At 71.6% G+C, this 18,262-nt stretch carries 13 protein-coding genes and 1 pseudogene; 3 read left to right on the forward strand and 11 right to left on the reverse strand.

Translation table 11 applies throughout. The features are described from left to right. Positions 1 to 73 precede the first annotated feature (73 nt). Positions 74 to 5,470: a pullulanase-type alpha-1,6-glucosidase gene (gene pulA, locus E5082_RS06720; RefSeq protein WP_135790352.1), complete on the forward strand. Its 5,397-nt coding sequence runs from the start codon at positions 74 to 76 to the stop codon at positions 5,468 to 5,470. 4 nt (positions 5,471 to 5,474) lie between these two features. Here the strand turns inward: pulA and E5082_RS06725 are convergent, their stop codons facing one another. From E5082_RS06725 to E5082_RS06740, 4 genes and pseudogenes are all read right to left on the reverse strand, one after another. After that, entirely contained in the window at positions 5,475 to 6,164 is a 690-nt protein-coding gene (locus E5082_RS06725; protein ID WP_135790353.1) for a TetR/AcrR family transcriptional regulator, read from the reverse strand. A 59-nt stretch (positions 6,165 to 6,223) separates the two neighbouring features. Next, positions 6,224 to 6,460: pseudogene (locus E5082_RS06730) on the reverse strand (2Fe-2S iron-sulfur cluster-binding protein); the annotation flags it as partial. Between the two features lie 27 nt (positions 6,461 to 6,487). Then, on the reverse strand, positions 6,488 to 8,410 hold the full coding sequence (locus E5082_RS06735) for a hypothetical protein (protein ID WP_135790354.1): 1,923 nt from the start codon (positions 8,408 to 8,410) through the stop codon (positions 6,488 to 6,490). 61 nt (positions 8,411 to 8,471) lie between these two features. Beyond that, positions 8,472 to 8,978 (reverse strand): tetratricopeptide repeat protein, encoded by a 507-nt coding sequence (locus E5082_RS06740; RefSeq protein ID WP_135790355.1) that lies wholly within the window; start codon positions 8,976 to 8,978, stop codon positions 8,472 to 8,474. Between the two features lie 124 nt (positions 8,979 to 9,102). Here E5082_RS06740 and E5082_RS06745 point away from each other — a divergent pair, with 124 nt between their 5' ends. Continuing rightward, positions 9,103 to 9,510, forward strand: a complete 408-nt coding sequence (locus E5082_RS06745; RefSeq protein ID WP_190045179.1) for a hypothetical protein — start codon at positions 9,103 to 9,105, stop codon at positions 9,508 to 9,510. A gap of 120 nt (positions 9,511 to 9,630) precedes the next feature. Here the strand turns inward: E5082_RS06745 and E5082_RS06750 are convergent, their stop codons facing one another. From E5082_RS06750 to E5082_RS06775, 6 genes are all read right to left on the reverse strand, one after another. Next, a complete protein-coding gene (locus E5082_RS06750) occupies positions 9,631 to 11,196 on the reverse strand; it encodes a DUF1996 domain-containing protein (protein ID WP_135790357.1) in 1,566 nt (521 codons plus the stop codon). A 119-nt stretch (positions 11,197 to 11,315) separates the two neighbouring features. Continuing rightward, positions 11,316 to 12,362: an NAD-dependent epimerase/dehydratase family protein gene (locus tag E5082_RS06755; RefSeq protein WP_135790358.1), complete on the reverse strand. Its 1,047-nt coding sequence runs from the start codon at positions 12,360 to 12,362 to the stop codon at positions 11,316 to 11,318. Between the two features lie 61 nt (positions 12,363 to 12,423). Further along, positions 12,424 to 13,026 carry a winged helix-turn-helix domain-containing protein gene (locus E5082_RS06760; protein ID WP_135790359.1) on the reverse strand — a complete coding sequence of 201 codons (603 nt, stop codon included), beginning with the start codon at positions 13,024 to 13,026 and terminating at the stop codon, positions 12,424 to 12,426. Between the two features lie 436 nt (positions 13,027 to 13,462). Beyond that, positions 13,463 to 14,494: a glutamine synthetase gene (gene glnII / locus E5082_RS06765; RefSeq protein ID WP_135790360.1), complete on the reverse strand. Its 1,032-nt coding sequence runs from the start codon at positions 14,492 to 14,494 to the stop codon at positions 13,463 to 13,465. Positions 14,495 to 14,852: 358 nt separating this feature from the next. Beyond that, positions 14,853 to 15,566 (reverse strand): RlpA-like double-psi beta-barrel domain-containing protein, encoded by a 714-nt coding sequence (locus E5082_RS06770; RefSeq protein ID WP_135790361.1) that lies wholly within the window; start codon positions 15,564 to 15,566, stop codon positions 14,853 to 14,855. 97 nt (positions 15,567 to 15,663) lie between these two features. After that, positions 15,664 to 16,041 (reverse strand): ArsC/Spx/MgsR family protein, encoded by a 378-nt coding sequence (locus E5082_RS06775; protein ID WP_135790362.1) that lies wholly within the window; start codon positions 16,039 to 16,041, stop codon positions 15,664 to 15,666. A gap of 212 nt (positions 16,042 to 16,253) precedes the next feature. Here E5082_RS06775 and E5082_RS06780 point away from each other — a divergent pair, with 212 nt between their 5' ends. Then, complete coding sequence (locus E5082_RS06780) at positions 16,254 to 16,559, forward strand: hypothetical protein (RefSeq protein WP_135790363.1); 306 nt, start codon at positions 16,254 to 16,256, stop codon at positions 16,557 to 16,559. Positions 16,560 to 16,599: 40 nt separating this feature from the next. Here E5082_RS06780 and E5082_RS06785 read toward each other — a convergent pair whose 3' ends face one another. Then, on the reverse strand, positions 16,600 to 18,228 hold the full coding sequence (locus tag E5082_RS06785; protein ID WP_135790364.1) for an alpha/beta fold hydrolase: 1,629 nt from the start codon (positions 18,226 to 18,228) through the stop codon (positions 16,600 to 16,602). Between the last annotated feature and the right edge of the window lie 34 nt (positions 18,229 to 18,262).

Genomic DNA, 18,262 nt, shown 5'->3' on the forward strand with positions numbered 1-18,262 from the left:
CGCGGCGTCCGGCAACGAAGCCGTGTCCAGGGGCCGGACCCGAACGAGCCGTGAGCGCAAGGAGTCTGTGCCCGTGAGACCGAGTTGGCAGGCGCGCCGGTCGCGCCGCACCCCCGTCCCGAGGAGAGCGGCGGCCGTCGTCGCCGTGGCCCTCGCCGCCGCCCTCGTACCGCCGCTGGCGGCGCACGCTGCGGCCCCGCCCGCGCCCCCGTCGGACGCGGCCCTGGCCGCCCAGCCGGCCCGGCACGACGACACCCGCGAGCAGTTCTACTTCGTCCTGCCGGATCGTTTCGCCAACGGCGACCGCTCCAACGACCGCGGCGGACTGACCGGTTCCCGGCTGAGCACCGGCTACGACCCCACCGACAAGGGCTTCTACCAGGGCGGCGACCTCAAGGGCCTCACCCAGCGCCTCGACTACATCAAGGGCCTCGGCACGACCGCCATCTGGCTCGCCCCGATCTTCAAGAACCGCCCCGTGCAGGGCACCGGGGCCGACGCGTCGGCCGGCTACCACGGTTACTGGATCACCGACTTCACCCAGGTCGATCCGCACTTCGGCACCAACGCCGACCTGAAGGGCCTGATCGCCAAGGCGCACGCCAAGGGCATGAAGGTCTTCTTCGACGTCATCACCAACCACACCGCCGACCTCGTCGACTACCGGGAGAAGTCCTACGACTACCTCTCCAAGGGCGCCTTCCCGTACCTGACCAAGGACGGCCGCCCCTTCGACGACGCCGACTACGCCGACGGCCGGAAGAAGTTCCCGGCCGTGGACGCCTCGTCCTTCCCCCGCACCCCGGCCGTGCGCAGCCGGAGCAAGGTCCCGGCCTGGCTCAACGACCCGGCGATGTACCACAACCGGGGCGACTCCACCTTCGCGGGCGAGTCCGCCGAGTACGGCGACTTCTCCGGCCTGGACGACCTGTGGACCGAGCGTCCCGAGGTGGTCAGCGGCATGGAGAAGATCTACCAGCGCTGGGTGCGGGACTTCGCCGTCGACGGCTTCCGCATCGACACCGTCAAGCACGTGAACATGGACTTCTGGACCCAGTGGGCCACCGCGCTGGACAAGTACGCGGCCGGGCGCGGGCGGAAGAACTTCTTCATGTTCGGCGAGGTCTACTCCGCCGACACCTCGGTGACCTCCCCGTACGTCACCCGGGGGCGGCTGGACGCCACCCTCGACTTCCCCTTCCAGGACGCCGCCCGCGCCTACGCCTCCCAGGGCGGCAGCGCCAAGAAGCTCGCCGGGGTCTTCGGGGACGACTACAAGTACACGACCGACAAGGCCAACGCCTACGAGCAGGTGACCTTCCTCGGCAACCACGACATGGGCCGCATCGGCTCCTTCCTGAAGCAGGACGACCCGAAGGCGTCCGACGCCGAGATCCTGCGCAAGGACCGCCTCGCCAACCAGCTCATGTTCCTCAGCCGGGGCAACCCGGTCGTCTACTACGGCGACGAGCAGGGCTTCACCGGCTCCGGTGGCGACAAGGACGCCCGCCAGACCATGTTCGCCTCCAAGGTCGCCGACTACCTGGACGACGACGAGATCGGCACCGCCCGCACCCACGCGCGAGACTCCTACGACACCAAGGCGCCGCTCTACCGGGACATCGCGACCCTGGCCAAGCTCCGCAAGGCCAACCCGGCCCTCACCGACGGCGTGCAGACCGAGCGCTACGCGGCCGACGGCGCCGGTGTCTACGCCTTCACCCGCACCGACGCCCGCACCGGCGCCGAGTACGTCGTCGCTCTCAACAACGCCGGCGAGGCCCGGCGCGCCACCTTCACCACCGGCTCGGCGGGCATGGCCTACCGGGGGATCTACGGCACCGGGCGCACCGTGCGCACCGACGCCGGGCGCAGGCTCACCCTGACCGTCCCGGCCGGGACCGCCGTGGTCTACCGGGCCACCGGGCGCCCCGCCGCCCCCGCCACCAGGCCCACGCTCACCCTGACCGCCCCGGCCGCCGGAGCCACCGGCACGGTGGAGGTCGGCGCCGACGTGAGCGGCGGCGGTCTGAACCGGGTCGTCTTCGCCGCGCAGGTCGGCAACGGGCCCTGGAAGACGCTGGGTTCCGCGGACCACGCTCCGTACAAGGTCACCCAGGCCATCGGCAAGGACGTACCCGCCGGGACCGCGCTGCGGTACAAGGCCGTGGTGATCGACTTCGCCGGCCGCACCGCGAGCGCCCTGGCCTCCTCGGCCACCGGCACCGCGCCCGTCCCCGAGCCGCCCGCCGCCGCCTCCCGTGACTACGCGGTGGTGCACTACAAGCGGGCCGACGGCGACTACGCGAACTGGGGACTGTACGCCTGGGGCGACCTCGCGGACGGCGAGGCCACCGAGTGGCCGGCCAGCCACCCCTTCACCGGCCGCGACGCCTACGGCGCCTTCGCCTACGTCAAGCTCAAGCCGGGCGCCTCCAGCGTCGGCTTCCTGGTCATCGACAAGAACGGCGACAAGGACGTCTCCGCCGACCGGAGCATCGACGTCACGAAGACGGGTGAGGTCTGGCTGGAGCAGGGCAAGCCCGACGTGCTGACCGAGCGCCCCGACCACCCGGCCCAGGACCAGGGCAAGGCCGTACTCCACTACCACCGCGCCGACGGCGACTACGACGGCTGGGGCCTGCACACCTGGACCGGTGCCGCGAACCCCACCGACTGGTCGAAGCCCCTCACGCCGGTGAAGACTGACGCCTATGGCGCGGTCTACGAGGTACCGCTCACCGAGGGTGCCACCAGTCTCAGCTACATCCTGCACAAGGGCGACGAGAAGGACCTGCCCACCGACCAGTCCCTCGACCTCAAGGCCGACGGCCACGAGGTGTGGATGTTGAGCGGCCAGGAGAAGTACCTTCTCCCGCAGCCGAAGGGCAGCGCGGCCGCGCTCGACCTGACCACCGCCAAGGCGGTCTGGATCGACCGGGACACCCTCGCGTGGAACGGTGCCGAGGGGGCTGCCTCCACTCAGCTCCTCTACTCCCGTGACGGCTCGATCGCCGTCAAGGACGCCACGCTGACCAGCGACGACGAGCGCTGGCTGCGGCTGGAGAAGGGCACGCTCACCGACGCCCAGAAGGCCAGGTTCCCGCATCTGAAGGACTACACCGCCTGGACCGTCGACCCCCGCGACCGCGACCGGGTGCGCGAGGCCCTCACCGGCCAGCTCGTCGCCTCCCAGCGCGCGGCCAACGGCGCGGTGCTCGCCGCGACCGGTGTGCAGATCGCCGGGGTGCTGGACGACGTGTACGCCAGCGCCACCAAGAGCGGCCTCGGCCCGGTCTTCCACGCCGGCAGGCCCACCCTCTCGGTGTGGGCGCCCACCGCCCAGAGCGTCTCGCTGGAGCTGGACGGCTCCCTGAAGCCCATGCGCCGCGACGACACCACCGGCGTCTGGTCCGTCACCGGCCCCGCCTCCTGGAAGGGCAAGCCCTACCGGTACGTGGTCAAGGTGTGGGCGCCCAGCGTCGGCAAGCTCGTCACCAACTCGGTCACCGACCCCTACTCGGTCGCCCTGACCGCCGACTCGGAGCGCAGCCTCGTCGTCGACCTCGCCGACCGCTCCCTGGCCCCCGCGGGCTGGGCCGGGCTCACCAAGCCCAAGGCGGTGCCGCTGAGGGACGCGCAGATCCAGGAGCTGCACATCCGGGACTTCTCGGTGGCCGACAAGACCGTCCCGGCGGGGGACCAGGGCACCTACCTGGCCTTCACCGACAAGGACAGCGACGGCTCGAAGCACCTGCGGGAGCTGGCCAGGGCCGGCACCTCCTACGTGCACCTGCTGCCCGCCTTCGACATCGCCACCATCCCCGAGAAGAAGGCCGACCAGGCCACCCCGGACTGCGACCTGGCCTCCTTCCCCGCCGACTCCGCCAAGCAGCAGGAGTGCGTGGCGAAGACCGCGGCGAAGGACGCCTACAACTGGGGGTACGACCCGTTCCACTACACGGTCCCCGAGGGCTCGTACGCCACCGACCCGGACGGCACCGCGCGAACCGTGCAGTTCCGGAAGATGGTGCAGGCGCTCAACCAGGACGGGCTGCGGGTCGTCATGGACGTGGTCTACAACCACACGGCGGCCGGCGGGCAGGCGGACACCTCGGTGCTCGACCGGATCGTGCCCGGCTACTACCAGCGGCTCCTCGCGGACGGCAGCGTGGCCAACTCCACCTGCTGCGCCAACACCGCGACCGAGAACGCCATGATGGGCAAGCTCGTCGTGGACTCGATCGTCACCTGGGCCAAGGAGTACAAGGTCGACGGCTTCCGTTTCGACCTCATGGGCCACCACCCCAAGGCCAACATCCTGGCCGTCCGCAAGGCGCTGGACGCGCTGACCGTCGCCAAGGACGGCGTCGACGGCAAGAAGATCATCCTGTACGGCGAGGGCTGGAACTTCGGCGAGGTCGCCGACGACGCCCGGTTCGTCCAGGCCACGCAGAAGAACATGGCCGGCACCGGCATCGCCACCTTCTCCGACCGGGCCCGTGACGCCGTGCGCGGCGGGGGACCCTTCGACACGGACCCCGGCGTCCAGGGCTTCGCCTCCGGCCTGTTCACCGACCCCAACTCCTCGGCCGCCAACGGCACCGAGGCCGAGCAGAAGGCCCGGCTGCTGCACTACCAGGACCTGATCAAGGTCGGCCTGACCGGCAACCTCGCCGGATACCGGTTCACCGACAACGACGGCAAGGAGGTCACCGGCGCCGGGGTCGACTACAACGGCTCACCCGCCGGATACGCGGCCGCCCCCGGCGACGCCCTCGCCTACGCCGACGCCCACGACAACGAGTCGCTGTTCGACGCCCTCGCCTTCAAGCTGCCGGCCGGGACGAGCGCGTCCGACCGGGCCCGGATGCAGGTGCTGGCGATGGCCACGGCCGCGCTCTCCCAGGGTCCGGCCCTGTCCCAGGCGGGCACCGACCTGCTGCGCTCCAAGTCGCTGGACCGCAACTCCTTCGACAGCGGCGACTGGTTCAACGCCATCCACTGGAACTGCGCCGACGGCAACGGCTTCGGGCGCGGGCTGCCCCCGGCGGCCGACAACGAGTCCAAGTGGCCGTACGCCAAGCCCCTGCTGAGCACGGTCGAGGTCGGCTGCCCGCAGATCACCGGCGCCTCGGCCGCCTACCGCGACCTGCTGCGCATCCGCACCGGCGAGGACGCCTTCTCCCTCGCCACCACCGCCCAGGTGCAGGACCGGCTCTCCTTCCCGCTCTCCGGCAAGGACGAGACGCCTGGCGTGATCACCATGCGCCTGGGCGGCCTGGTCGTGGTCTTCAACGCCACGCCCGAGCGGCAGGAGCAGCGGATCGGCGCCCTCGCGGGCACGGACTACCGCCTGCACCCCGTCCAGGCGGCCGGCTCGGACGACGTGGTCAAGTCGGCCTCGTACGAGGCCGGTTCGGGCACCTTCACGGTCCCGGCGCGGACCGTGGCGGTGTTCACCCGGTAACGGGTCAGGACGCCAGGGAGATCAGCCGGGCGGCGAGTTCCGCGAAGGGACTGTCGCCCGGCTCGTTCTGTGCGAACGTGCGCACTACGGAGGCCATTTCGGGGTCGTAGGCGGCGCTGACCGCGGCCAGGGCGGCGAAGTCGTGCACGAGCTGGCGTTCCAGCTCCTCGCGCGGCACCCGGCGGCCCTCCAGCCAGATCAGCGCCGTCGACTCCACCAGCGAGATCCATGAGCGCACCACCAGCTCCAGCCGGGCGGGCGCCTCGGTGATCCCCAGATGGGACAGGATCTGCTCGTAGGCCGCCTGGCGCACGGAGTCGATGAGGGCGTTGGTGGCCGAGGAGCCGACCGCCGGGCCGCCCCGCATCAGGGCGGAGAAGCCCGGCCCGTGCTCGTCCACGAAGTCGAAGAAGCGGCCCATCACACGGAGCAGCCGGGCGCCGAGCGGGCCCTCGTGCGGCTCCTCGAAGCGGCCCGCCAGATCCTCCGCCGCCCGCGTCAGCGCGGCCTCGTACAGGCTCATCTTGCCGGGGAAGTAGTGGTAGACCAGCGGGCGGGAGATGCCCGCGGCGGACGCTATCTCGTCGATCGAGACCTCGTCGGGCGAGCGCCGGCTGAACAGGTCGAGCGCGACCTTGATCAACTGCTGCCGCCGCTCCTCGACGCCCATCCTGCGGCGAACCCCGGTACCCATGGGTTCAACCTTACCGACCGGCAACGACACTTGGACGATGCGGTTCCGCCCGGCCCTGCTCACATGTCCAGCACCAGCCGCTCACCCCGGGCGCGGGAGACGCAGATCAGCATCGAGTCGTCGCGCTCCCCGTCGGTCAGCAGCTCGTCCCGGTGGTCGACCTCGCCCTCCAGCACCCGCTGTTGGCAGGTCCCGCAGAAACCCTGCTCGCAGGAGTAGAGGGTGTCCGGCAGCTCCCGGCGCACCGCCGCCAGCACGGTCGAGTCGGCCGGGACGGTCAACCCCGTCCACGACCTTGTTGGGCAAACTGTCAGCAGTGCCGGTCAGTGCAGCCCGTTGATCTTCCGGCCGCCCTCCAGGGTGCCCGTCAACTGCGCCCGGGCACCCCGCTCCGCCTTCGCCACCAGCAACTGGCCCTGGCCGGACGCGGTCACCCCGCCCGAGGACCGGATCGAGGTCACGCCCCGGCTGCCCGCCGCCAGCAGGTACCAGTGGCCGCCGCTTGACTTCCACAGCACCCCGGCCAGCACGTGCGGATCGCGCGGCCCGCACGCCGTGGTGTCGGTGCCCCTGGCCACCACCGCCCCGGCCGGGCCGCCCGGCGTACGGAACTGGGCCAGCGCGGCCGTGCCGTCGCCGCGCCAGGTCTCGGCCCGCGTGCACACCCATTGCCCGTCGCCGCTCGCGTCCGGCAGCGGCTGCTCGGCGAACGCCCACGCGTTCACCCCGCGCACTCCGGCCGCCCGCTCGGCCGCCAGCGAGCAGGCGAACGGCGCCCAGGCGCGCAGCCCTTCGGCCCCGGTAGCCTCACCGGTCGACCCCGGCCGGCCCGCGGTGAGGTGGGCGGGCACCAGCTCGCCCAGGTCGCTGGAGAGCTGGGTGCCGGAGCCGTCCGTCAGCTGGAGCACGGTCCAGGAGGTGCAGTCGCCCGCCCGCAGCGCGGGGCTGTCCAGCGGGGAGGTGACCCCGTCGGTCAGGGTGAGCGCGGTCGGCGCCGACTCCGGCCTGGTCAGGTCCCGCCCGGCGGCCTTCTTCACCCAAGGGGCGGTCAGATAGCGGACGTTGCCGTCGGAGCGGCCGAGCACCAGCGCGCTCGCCTCGGCGCCGGTCGCGCCGTCCACGCGGGCGAAGTCGAGGGCCGCGCCCTCGGTGCCGTCCCTCGGCTCGGCGTAGCGGGCGATGCGCAGACCGTCGTAGAGGATCACCACGCGGGCCGCGTCCACATCGCCCGCGTACAGGAGCTGGGGCGGTCCGGCGGGGCCGCCGGTGAAGGTGCCGGGGGTGGCCGAGACGCGGACCGTGGCGCCGGGGCGGGCCCAGACCGCCAGCGCCCGGCGCAGCAGGCCGTCGTCGCCGGTGAGCGGGCCGCGCGCGGGCCAGACGGAGAAGTCGGTACGGGCCGAGGTCCGCCACGCGGCCGGGGCCACCCGCCGCACCTTGGCGGGGTCGAGCGCGGCCACCGCGGCCGGGTTCTCCGCGTACGCGGGGGCCGCGGCGCCGTCCGGGCCCCAGCCGCCGCCGGGCAGCGCGACCAGTACACAGGCCACCGCGAGCGCGGCGGCCGCGGCCACCGCCGCCTTGGTGTGCTGGCGGCGGCGCATCAGATCGGTGGGCCGGGCCTGGAGCGAGCAGGCGTCGAACTCGGGGGAGGCGAGCAGCGCGTACTGCGCGGGCACGCCGTTCGCCCCGGCCAGCGCGGACTCGGTGCGGGTGACCCCGGCGGCCTTGAGGATCTTGCGCACGTCGTCGTCCGCCAGCCCCTCCAGGCCGCGCAGGACATAGGCGGCGCGAGCCGGGCCGGGGAGGGCCGACAGCTTCTGGTCCAGGGCGAGTTCGTCGGCGCCGCCGGAGCGCGGGAAGAGTCTGAGGCCCCACACCTGGGGGAGCGGAGCCGGGAGCTGGGACAGCTTGGGGAGTCCCTTGCGCGGCTCGGACGCCTCCAGCGCGCTGCGCAGCACCCGGAGCCGGACGAAGTCGTAGCCGGGGTCGCCGTCCCGGCCGGCCGACTGGGCCGGGATCAGGGCGCGCTGCTTGCGGCCGCGCGGGAGGGCGCGCTGGGCGAGGGCGTGTGCGGTCAGGACCCGGCGCTTCCGGCCGAGAGCGGGCGGGAGCACCAGGTAGGCGAGCCGGACCAGCCGGGGATAGTGCTCGACGAGCGCGGCCTCGGCCCGGCCGACGTCGACGGCCGGGTCCTGGTTCCGGGAGGAGGCGGGTGCGTGACGCTGGGCTACTTCCTGTGACTGCACATCGGGGAGAACGAGCGAGACGGGCGTAGGTCACCGCCGCACGGGTGATGTGCGGCCCCGATCAGGCCGGTTCGGTCAGCAGACGGGCGTAGTTCGCCATCGACCGCTGATAGCGGGGGAGATGGGGGGCCAGCGCGCCGAGCACCAGCGAGAGCCCCTCGCGGTCCCGGCCCAGGCTGGACAGGCACAGCGCCAGACAAGCCCGTACCGCGTCGTTCAACTCGTCCGGGGGCGCGTCCAGTTCGGGGGTGAGCAGAGCGACACCCTCCTCCGCGTGACCGATGTTGCGGAGCGAGCTGGCCAGCTGGATCTTCGTCCGGCGGGCCTTGTACGGGTTCGCCTCCGTCAGGCCGTTGTCCAGGGCCGCGCGGTACAGCCCCACCGCCTCGGCCGAGTGACCGGTCGAGTCGAAGGCGCAGGCCCGCTCGAACAGGCCCAGCGGGTGGTCCTCGGGCAACTCGTCGGCCAGCTTGTCGATCACGGCACGGAAGCCCGCCGCGTCGTCCTCCGGCCAGGTGTCCCAGGTGGCCCAGGCGGCCGCCACCCGCTCTTCCCAGTCTTGGCCCATCGGACCACTCTGGCAGGCACCGGGCGTACGGATCGAGGTATTTGAGCATGTCCGGCCTCGCAGCCGTACCCGTTGCGAGGGCTCGGGTGCGGGATGCCCGATCCCACCAGGACCGGAGGAACGGATGAGGATGACCAGCGCGGTGCTCGTGGGCGCCGTGGTGCTGACGCTGGCGGGCTGCGGCGCGGACCAGGACGACACCGCCAAGGTGCCGGCCACCGCGACCGGCAGTCTGGAGAGCCTGGCCGCCGAGGTGAAGTGCCGCCCGGACATGCAGACCGACGCCGACGAGATCCGCCAGGCGCTCTGCAAGAACGCCGACGGAAAGTTCGTCCTGGCCACCTTCGCCACCGACCGGGGCCAGCGCGAGTGGATCAACGACGCGAAGGACTACGGCGGTCACTACCTCGTCGGCCGCAAGTGGGTCGCGGTGGGCGACGACGGCGTGGTCAACGCCCTGCGCGGCACGCTCGGCGGCGAGGTGGAGGTGGGCACCGACCACAGCGGGCACGGGGCGAAGCACTCCGGCTGACGCGGTGGGCACACGGCGAAGGCCGGTGACGGGAAGCCTCCCGTCACCGGCCTTCTGTCGTGATCCCCTGAGGAGGGGGGGTCTTCAGAGGATCACGAGCTGTGGATCACCTGCCGTGGATCACGAGCAGTTCTGGCCGCGGTTCACACAGTTGGCGATCTTGTTGGCGAGACCGTTCTTCGTGATGGCGATGAAGTCGTCGTGGTCGGTGGAGGGCTTGTGGAGCTGCTCCGGGAAACCGTCCACCGCGTAGGCGTTCTTCACCTGGCCGTTCTCGATGGTGGGCGGCTTGATGTCGTACACCAGCCGCATGGTGAGCTGCGGAATGGCCTTGAAGCCGTTCTGGCAGTTGCCATTGGCGTCGGCGAACGCCACGTGGGTGCGGTGGTTGGCGCTGTCGGCGTTCTGGCCGTCCCAGCAGCTCTGGAAGGCGAAGGAACGGACGACCTTGCTGCCCTGGGGGCAGATCGGGTACTGCTCGGTGAGCTGGACCTTGTTCTCGAACCCGGTGCAGCTCCAGTGCGCGTTGGCGTTGGCCAGACCGTTGGTGGTGGTCTTCGCGTCACCGGTGATGATCCGCAGGAACTGCGGCATCGCCACGACCTTGCCGGTGGGGCTGCCGACGTACTTGATCTGCGCCTGGACCGGCGTCAGGATCTTGCCGACGTTGCCCTCCTTGCCGCCGCCGTCGTTGTTCTGGTCGAAGTCCTGCGAACCGTCCTGGACGCGGACGACCGGCCAGTAGTACGACGACAGGTCGTTCTTGTTCTGGCAGCTCGAACCGCCCTGGAGGAACGTGTCGTTGCTGGCGAACGCGTCGATCTTCTGGTTGCCGACGTAGTCGTGCAGGTGGTGCGCGCCGTTCTTCACACCGGGCGCCACGATGACGTTGTCGGTGTTGTGGTTCTTGTTGGTGTTGACGCCGCAGCGCGTGGTGAAGGTGCCCCGCGAGGCGTTGCCGGTCTGGCGCGGCTTGGCCTGCACGTTCGGCTGGGCCTTGGTGATGTCGACGAAGTCGGCCGCGACGGGGCCGTTGCCGGCCTGGCCGCCGATGTTGCCGCCCTGCTGACCGCCGTTGCCCTGGCCGCCCTGCTGCTGACCGCCACCCTGCTGCTGGCCACCGTTGTTCTGGCCGCCGCCCTGCTGCTGGCCGCCCTGCTGCTGACCGCCGGTCTGGCCGCCCTGCTGGCCGCCGGCGTTGGTCTGGTCGGCCGGGGTGCCGGTGCAGTTGGCCAGCGTGTCCAGGTCACCCGGGGCGGTGCCGCCCACGCGGGTGATCTCCAGCTTGATCCGGTCCAGGATGTTCTGGCGGCGCTCCTTGAGCGGCTGCAGGATGCTGTTCTGGACGAAGCTCGCGTCCCGGGTCTGCGCGTCCCGCGTGGTCGCCAGGCGCTGGTAGGCCTCGGTGATCTGCCGGTCCAGGTTGGACAGTTCACCGGCGACGTCGGTACGGGCCTTGTCCGGCACGTTGGTCAGCTTCTGGCCGACGTCCGGGCAGGAGATCGTGGCGACCTGCGCGGACGTGGCCTTGGTGCGATTGCCTCCCCACGCGTCATTGTTCGACTCGTGAGCCGAGGCGTAGAAGTTCGCCCAGATCAGCCCGCCCCCGCCGAGCGCTAGGGCCGCCGATGCGGCGGTGACCTTCACGGCCAGCGGCGAGCGGCGTTTACGTATGTTGCGTCCCATGGAACTCCTCTGACTTCCTTGCGGGGCAGCTTCGAGGCGCCCGACAGGAGTGAAGCGGCGCCCTTCCATACGCACGCCGCCCCAGAGGTGTTCACCGGTCTCACAAATATTTCCCAGGTCTACCCGCGTTCGACGGGTGAAATGCCTTCTGAACTGCGGGAGTTGGAATTCGCTGCGAGTGCGGCCGCCTCCTTCTCCGGATCGACACCCGGCGCCTTGCGGCCCGGCCGCAAGGGCACCTGCCCACCGATCGAGGTGAGCCAGCGCCAGGTGTCGGCGACCGTCTCGTCCACCGGCCGGCAGCGCAGCCCGGTGGCCAGCGCCCGCGAGACGTCCCCCCGGTGCACACAGGCCAGCTCGCCGTCCGGCGGCGCCCAGACGGGCAGCTCGGTCCACGGCTCGATCCCGGCCGCGAGGATCGTCGCGGGGTCGGTCCAGCGCAGCCCGGCGGCCGAGCCGGTGACCTCCCGGCACCGCTCCAGCAGCTCGCCCATGGTGGTGTGGCCCGGCGCGCTCGCCAGGTCGTACGGCCCGTTCAGCCCCTTGTCCAGCGCGCTCAGCAGCCAGTCGGCCAGGTCGCGGGCGTCGATGTACTGGATCGGCATGTCGCGCGGACCCGGTGCCAGCACCTCGCCGCCGCGCGCGATCCGGGTCAGCCAGTAGGGGAGCCGGCCGACGTTCTCGTACGGGCCGAGGATCAGGCCGGCCCGGACCAGCAGGGCGCGGTCGGGGCCGAAGGTGTCCAGGACGGCCAGCTCGCCGCCCCGCTTGTCGGCCGCGTAGTCGGTGGCGTCCGCGTCGGCGGCGCCCTCCACCAGGGGGCCCTCCTCGGCGAGGCCGCCCAGGGTGGGCCAGGGCCAGGTGTAGACGGAGCGGGTGGATATGTAGGCGTACCGCTCGACGCGGTCCTTCAGGAGGCGGGCCGTGTCCAGCACGGTCTTCGGCGCGCCCGCCCAGGTGTCCACGACGGCGTCCCAGCGGGTGTCGTCGGCGGTGAGCGCGGCCAGACCCTCGGGGGAGGTGCGGTCACCGTGCAACGACCTGACGTCCGGCGGGGGCTGGCGGTTGCCGCGGTTGAACGCGGTCACCTCCCAGCCCCGCTCCAGCGCGGCCTCCACAACGGCCCGGCCCACGAACTCGGTTCCGCCCAGCACGAGTAGCTTCATGCCGGGGATCATGCCCGGAGCGGACGCGGGCGGCACGCGCGTCCGCTCAGAGCAGATCGGCTCAACCGGCCGACGGGGGCGTGTACTTGTAGCCGACCCGGCGCACGGTCTGGATGGCGTGCCGGTACTGGGCACCCAGCTTCCGGCGCAGCCGGGCGATGTGCACGTCGACGGTACGGCCGTCGCCGACATGGCCGTATCCCCAGACAGTGGTGACCAGCTGGTCGCGGGTGTGCACCCGGTGCGGGTGCGCCACCAGATGGGCGAGCAACTCGAACTCCAGGTAGGTCAGGTCGAGTTCACGGCCGTTCACATGGGCGATCCGGCGTACGGCGTCGATCCGCACCACCGGCTCGGGGGCGGGCTCGGCCGGGGCGGGGACGGCCACCGGGGCGAAGGGCGGGCGCTGGTCGGCGGGGACCAGGACCAGGTAGCCGACCATCGGCGGGCGGCCGGGGAGGTCGGGCAGGGTGTGCGGCGGGGCGGGCAGCCAGGTGGCGCCGGGCGGCAGCAGGTCCGCCACGGTCTCCGCGACGCCGGGGGAGGGCAGATGCCACTCCTCGTCCCGGTCGACGGCGCGCAGCCGGTGCCGGGGCCCCCCGGCCGGGGCGGCGGGGCGGTCGGTGAGGGTGGTGGCGGTGGACTGAGGACGGTGGGTCGCCATGAGAGGTCAGCTCTTTCGCGCGAGGAGTGTCGTCGGGCGAGGCGGCGTCCCTGACTGTGGTCGGGCGCACGCCTGGGGGACGTTCGTCGTGACGCGCTGGCCGGAGGCCGGGTAGTCCGTGGTGCCGGTGGTGTACGGCGCTCAGGGATCTACGGTGCTCAGAGGGCTCGCGCGGTGGCCGCGCGGCAACACACTCGGTCGAAGTCGTCGTGCTGACGGGAAGGCCAGAACGGCTCCAGGTCCTCACGACCCGTAGCTACGAAGTTCTGGATGCCGACCATGGCCCCATTGAAGCAGACGCGGGCGCCGCGCAGGAGCCTTCTCTCACTCCTTGGACGCCTCCTCGACGCCTTCTTGGCCGAAACGCGCTGCCGGCCGGGGGTACGCCGAAGGGGCGCCCACCGGTTCGGCGGGCGCCCCTTCCCGGCATGCGGGATCAGACCTGGCCGGCCTTCTCCAGCGCGGCGCAGCAGGTGTCCACCAGCAGACGCGTCACCACGTACGGGTCGACGTTGGCGTTGGGACGGCGGTCCTCGATGTAGCCCTTACCGTCCTTCTCGACCTGCCACGGGATGCGGACCGAGGCACCGCGGTCGGAGACGCCGTAGCTGTACTCGTTCCACGGGGCTGTCTCGTGCAGGCCGGTGAGGCGGTCGTCGATGCCGGCGCCGTAGTTCTTGACGTGATCCAGCGGCTTGGAGCCCTCGCCGAGCGACTCGCAGGCGGTGATGATCGCGTCGTAACCCTCGCGCATGGCCTTGGTGGAGAAGTTGGTGTGCGCGCCCGCGCCGTTCCAGTCGCCCTTGACCGGCTTGGGGTCCAGGGTGGCGGAGATGCCGAAGTCCTCGGCGGTGCGGTACAGCAGCCAGCGGGCCACCCAGAGCTGGTCGGAGACCTCCAGCGGGGCGAGCGGGCCGACCTGGAACTCCCACTGGCCGGGCATGACCTCGGCGTTGATGCCGGAGATGCCGAGACCGGCCTTGAGGCAGTTGTCCAGGTGGGCCTCGACGACGTCACGGCCGAAGATCTCGTCGGCGCCGACACCGCAGTAGTAGCCGCCCTGGGGGGCCGGGAAGCCGTTCTCCGGGAAGCCGAGCGGGCGGGTGCCGTCGAAGAAGGTGTACTCCTGCTCGATGCCGAAGATCGGCTCCTGGGCGCCGAAGCGCTCCTCGGCCTCGGCGAGCGCGGCACGGGTGTTGGACCTGTGCGGCGTCATGTCGATGTCGAGGACCTCGCACAGCACCAGGATGTCGTCGCCGCCGCGGATCGGGTCCGGGCAGGTGAAGACCGGCCTGAGCACCCGGTCGGAGGCGTGGCCCTCGGCCTGGTTGGTGGAGGAGCCGTCGAAGCCCCAGACCGGAAGCGCGTCGAGACCGGCCGGGGCACCCGTGATGATCTTCGTCTTGGAACGGAGCTTGGCCGTCGGCTGGGTGCCGTCGATCCAGATGTACTCGGCCTTGAAGGTCACGGGGACACATCCTTCGGGGTGGTTCGGGCGCAGACGAGGTGCCGCGACGCCGCGGCACGGACACCGCGTCGATATGTCCGGCAGCGTGCCAACAGCCGATTTCCCGATCATTGCCCGTATGTGAACCCCGTGTTACCTAGGGGTTCTGTGTCGCGGCTCACCGTGGCCGGACATGACGGAGGCGGGGTCCGGGGGCGCCGCCTGTTCCTCCTGCGCGGGTGGGTGCGCAAGGCGGCGAGTCACGGACCCCGCCCGTCGGTGCGGGGTGCGGGGTGTGGGAGACCGGGGAGCGACCCGGAGCCGACGTCAGGTCGGTCCGGGCCGTCGTCTCACCGGTTTCCGTTCACCTCGTGGCGCCTCACCCCACCTTCTCGATCACGGCACGGCGGATCAGGAACTTGCCCGGCTCCCGGACCTGCTCGAAGGCCGCGTTGTTGAGGAGGGCACAACTGCCGGACACCGAGGCGACCTTGACGGTCGTGGACTTGTTGTTGTCCAGGTTGGTGACCTTCAGCGTGGTCCCGATCGGGAACTGGTTGCTGGACGCGGCCGGGGCGCCGCCCTCGCCGGAGAGGGTGACGGTGGAGCCGTTGCAGACCTGCTGGCCGGAGGCGGCGGCGCCACCGCCGTTGCCCTGCGCGGGCGGGGCGCTCTGGGCGGGCGGAGCGCTCTGCCCGCCACCGGCCTGCTGCCCGCCACCGGCCTGCTGGCCCGCGCCCTGCTGGTTGCCCGCCTGGGAGTCCTGAGCCGACTCCCCAACGGTGCAGCCGGCGGCCTTCTGCTGGACCTTGATCTGCTCGATGACCGCCTCACGGTTGGCGATCCGGGCCGAGGACTGCGCGTCCGGGTTCGCCTTCTGGCCCTCGATGAACTTCTGGTTGTTACCGAGGGCGGTGGCGAACCCCTGGCACACGGTCGAGTCCGCGGCGGACGACAGGGTCTTGGCGTCCTGCGGGCTCTGCGCCGCGTTCGAGGTGGTCGCCAGGGCGAAGGCCCCACCGCCCGCCACCGCGGCGGCGCTGACGAGCAGCGCGATCTTCTTCTTGGTGCCGAGACTTCTACTGCGCGACATCGGCGCCTCCAGGGGGGTAGGGGAGCGTACGCCGCTATGTACGGGAGGCCCGGCCGCCGTGTCTCAACGGTGACACGCGTCGGATAAGTGAGCTACGTCATACGGCAGTTGGCCCGCCCCGCCCCAGCGCGTCCCGCACCGCCTCCTCCGACCGCGCCACCAGCGCCGTCCCGTCCTCGGCGGTGATGATCGGCCGCTGGATCAGTACGGGATGCTCGACGAGCGCGGAGATCCAGCGCTCCCGCGTCTCCGCGTCCCGCGCCCACTGGCGCATCCCCAGCTCCCCGGCGACACCCTCCCCGGTCCGGGCGATGTCCCACGGCTCCAGCCCGAGCCGCCCGAGCAACTCCCGGATCTCCTCCGCGCTCGGCACGTCCTCCAGATACCGCCGCACGGTGTACCCGGCTCCCTCGGCATCCAGCACGTCGAGCGCGCCACGGCACTTGGAACAGGCGGGGTTGATCCAGATCTCCATGCGGGTACGGTACGCGCCGCTCGGCCTGTTCGAATTCCTGGTCCCCTCGCGCCACTCGTGTGACAGTACGCCAATTCCCCGTCCCACCAGCGCATTCAATGCTCCTTCGCGCCCTCCCCGTTGTCAGTGGCCGCCGGTAGACTGGGGGCAGTGTTCGAGAGGATTCGCCGGGGGGTTCCGGTGGGTGCTCCGCTCGCCACAGGAGGGTGTCCGTGTCCGTTGCCGCTCTGAGGAACAAGCCGTCGCCGACCCAGTCCACCGCCAGGCGGCCCGTGCCGCTCGACTCGCCGTACACGCCCGCCATGAAGCGTCCGCTGCCCGCCGGGCAGCCGCGTGAGTGGTACGTGACGCACAACCGCCGCCTGAAGGCCATGCGCCTCGCCATAGCCCTGCTCGACTCGGGCGTCTACCTCCCGGCCCAGGCCCGCGACGAGGCGATACGCGACACCGCCGACAGGCTAGGCGTCCACCCCCCGTCCGCCACGACCTGCCGCATGGTCCGCGCCCTGCTCCACTGACCCCACCCCCCGGGCGCCCCCGAGGGGCGCCCGGCTCCGGTCAGTCGTCGTAGCGTTCCAGTAGTCCTCGTACATACGATTCCAACCGTGCGCCCAGTTCCTCGGCGGTCAGGTCTGTCCGGCCCAACTCACGCCATGGACCGGCCAGTTTGGCGGCGTCGGGGGCGTAAGCCAGAGCGTCCAGCAGGCACCAGTACAGGTGATGCCGGTCCGGCGTGAGCCCGTGGCCGCCCGCCCGTTCGTACCGGTCCCGGAAGGCAAGCCCTTCCTCGGGGCCGTGCAGCAGGGCCACGGCCGTCGAGCAGTGGGCGACATCGAGGTCGGCGGGGCCCCAGGAAGTCTCCACCCAGTCCACGACGCCGCTGATCCGCAGGTGGTCGCCCTTCCCCGTGTAGAGCACGTTGCCGGGGTGGTAGTCCCGGTGCAAAAAGCGGCCCTCGTACGGCGGGGGATCACGCCGGATCAGGTACACCGCCCGCTCCCACACCTCTCCCTCCGGGGCGCGCACACGCTCGGCCGAGGTCCATGCCTCGTAGGTGCGGGGCCGGTCCCGCGGTCGCGCTACGACCTCGTGAATGCGCACCAGTTGCGTGGCGAGCAGGTCGAGCCGCCGGGGCAGTTCCTCCCCGTCCACGCGCACCCTGCCCGGCAGCCGTGTCATTAGCAGGGACGGATGGTCGCAATCGGCTGCTTCCCCGTCCACTGCGACCAAGGTGGGGGCTGGGACGTCGTTCCGTTCGGCCAGCAGCGTCAGTACCGCTGCCTCCCGCGCCAGCATGCGAGGGGCGTGCCGTCGGAAGAAGGGTTTCACGAAGGTGCGCAGGACCAGACTGGTGCCGTCGTCCAGGGTCAGCTCCCGCATCTGCGCCGACCAGCCACCGGTCAGTGGACGGGAGGCGTGCACTGCGCGCCCCTCGGGCACCGCTTGCGCCAGCCAGCGTCGGGTTGCCGACCAGCCCCCCTCTTCCAGCCCCTTGAGCAGTTCCTTCGCCAACCCGCGCCCGCCCTCCGGGCAATCCCGGAGCCACAGTCCCAACTGGTGCTCAGCCTGCGGAAGTTCGAGCCGGAAGTACTGCCCCCGCGCGCACAGTGCCTCCTCGATCGCCTTCGTCACCTCTGCCGGGATGACCGTGTCCGTGCCCGGTGTCACCAGGACCGCCCTGCCCTCGAAGGCGCGGAGGGCCGGCAGGGCGGGCGAGTCCCGCCAGCTGTGCGGTGTGCGGAGGATTTCGGTGAAGGCGCCCGTACCGTCGCCGAACGGCTCGTCCCACGCGGCCGCCGCGAACACCCCCGGTGCGCACAGGCCCACCGAGGCCACCCGGCGTCCGTAGTGCCGTACCAGGTCCGCCACCGTCTGGCCGCTCATGCTGAAGCCGGCCAGGACGAGGGGGCCGGCTCCGGCGTGGGCGTCGATCACCGCGACCGCCTGCTCGAAGCGGCGGCGCAGGCTGAGGTCGGACAGGTGGCCCGTGCTGCGGCCGTGGCCGGAGAAGTCGAAGGCCAGGGCGTGGCAGCCCCGCTCGGCGAAGGCCGGCAACAGGGGCAGCAGCCGTTCCTTGCTGCCGGTGCCCGCGCCGTGGAGCAGTACGGCGGTGGGGCCTGCGCCGGGGTCTCCCGCGCGTACCGCGCTCAGGCGCTCGCCGTCGCAGTCGACGGTGAACTCGTGCACAGGGTATGGCAGTTGAGTCGTGCCCTGATGTTTA

Origin of the sequence: Streptomyces griseoluteus, from assembly GCF_004784465.1 — a bacterium.
GTDB classification, from domain to species: domain Bacteria; phylum Actinomycetota; class Actinomycetes; order Streptomycetales; family Streptomycetaceae; genus Streptomyces; species Streptomyces griseoluteus.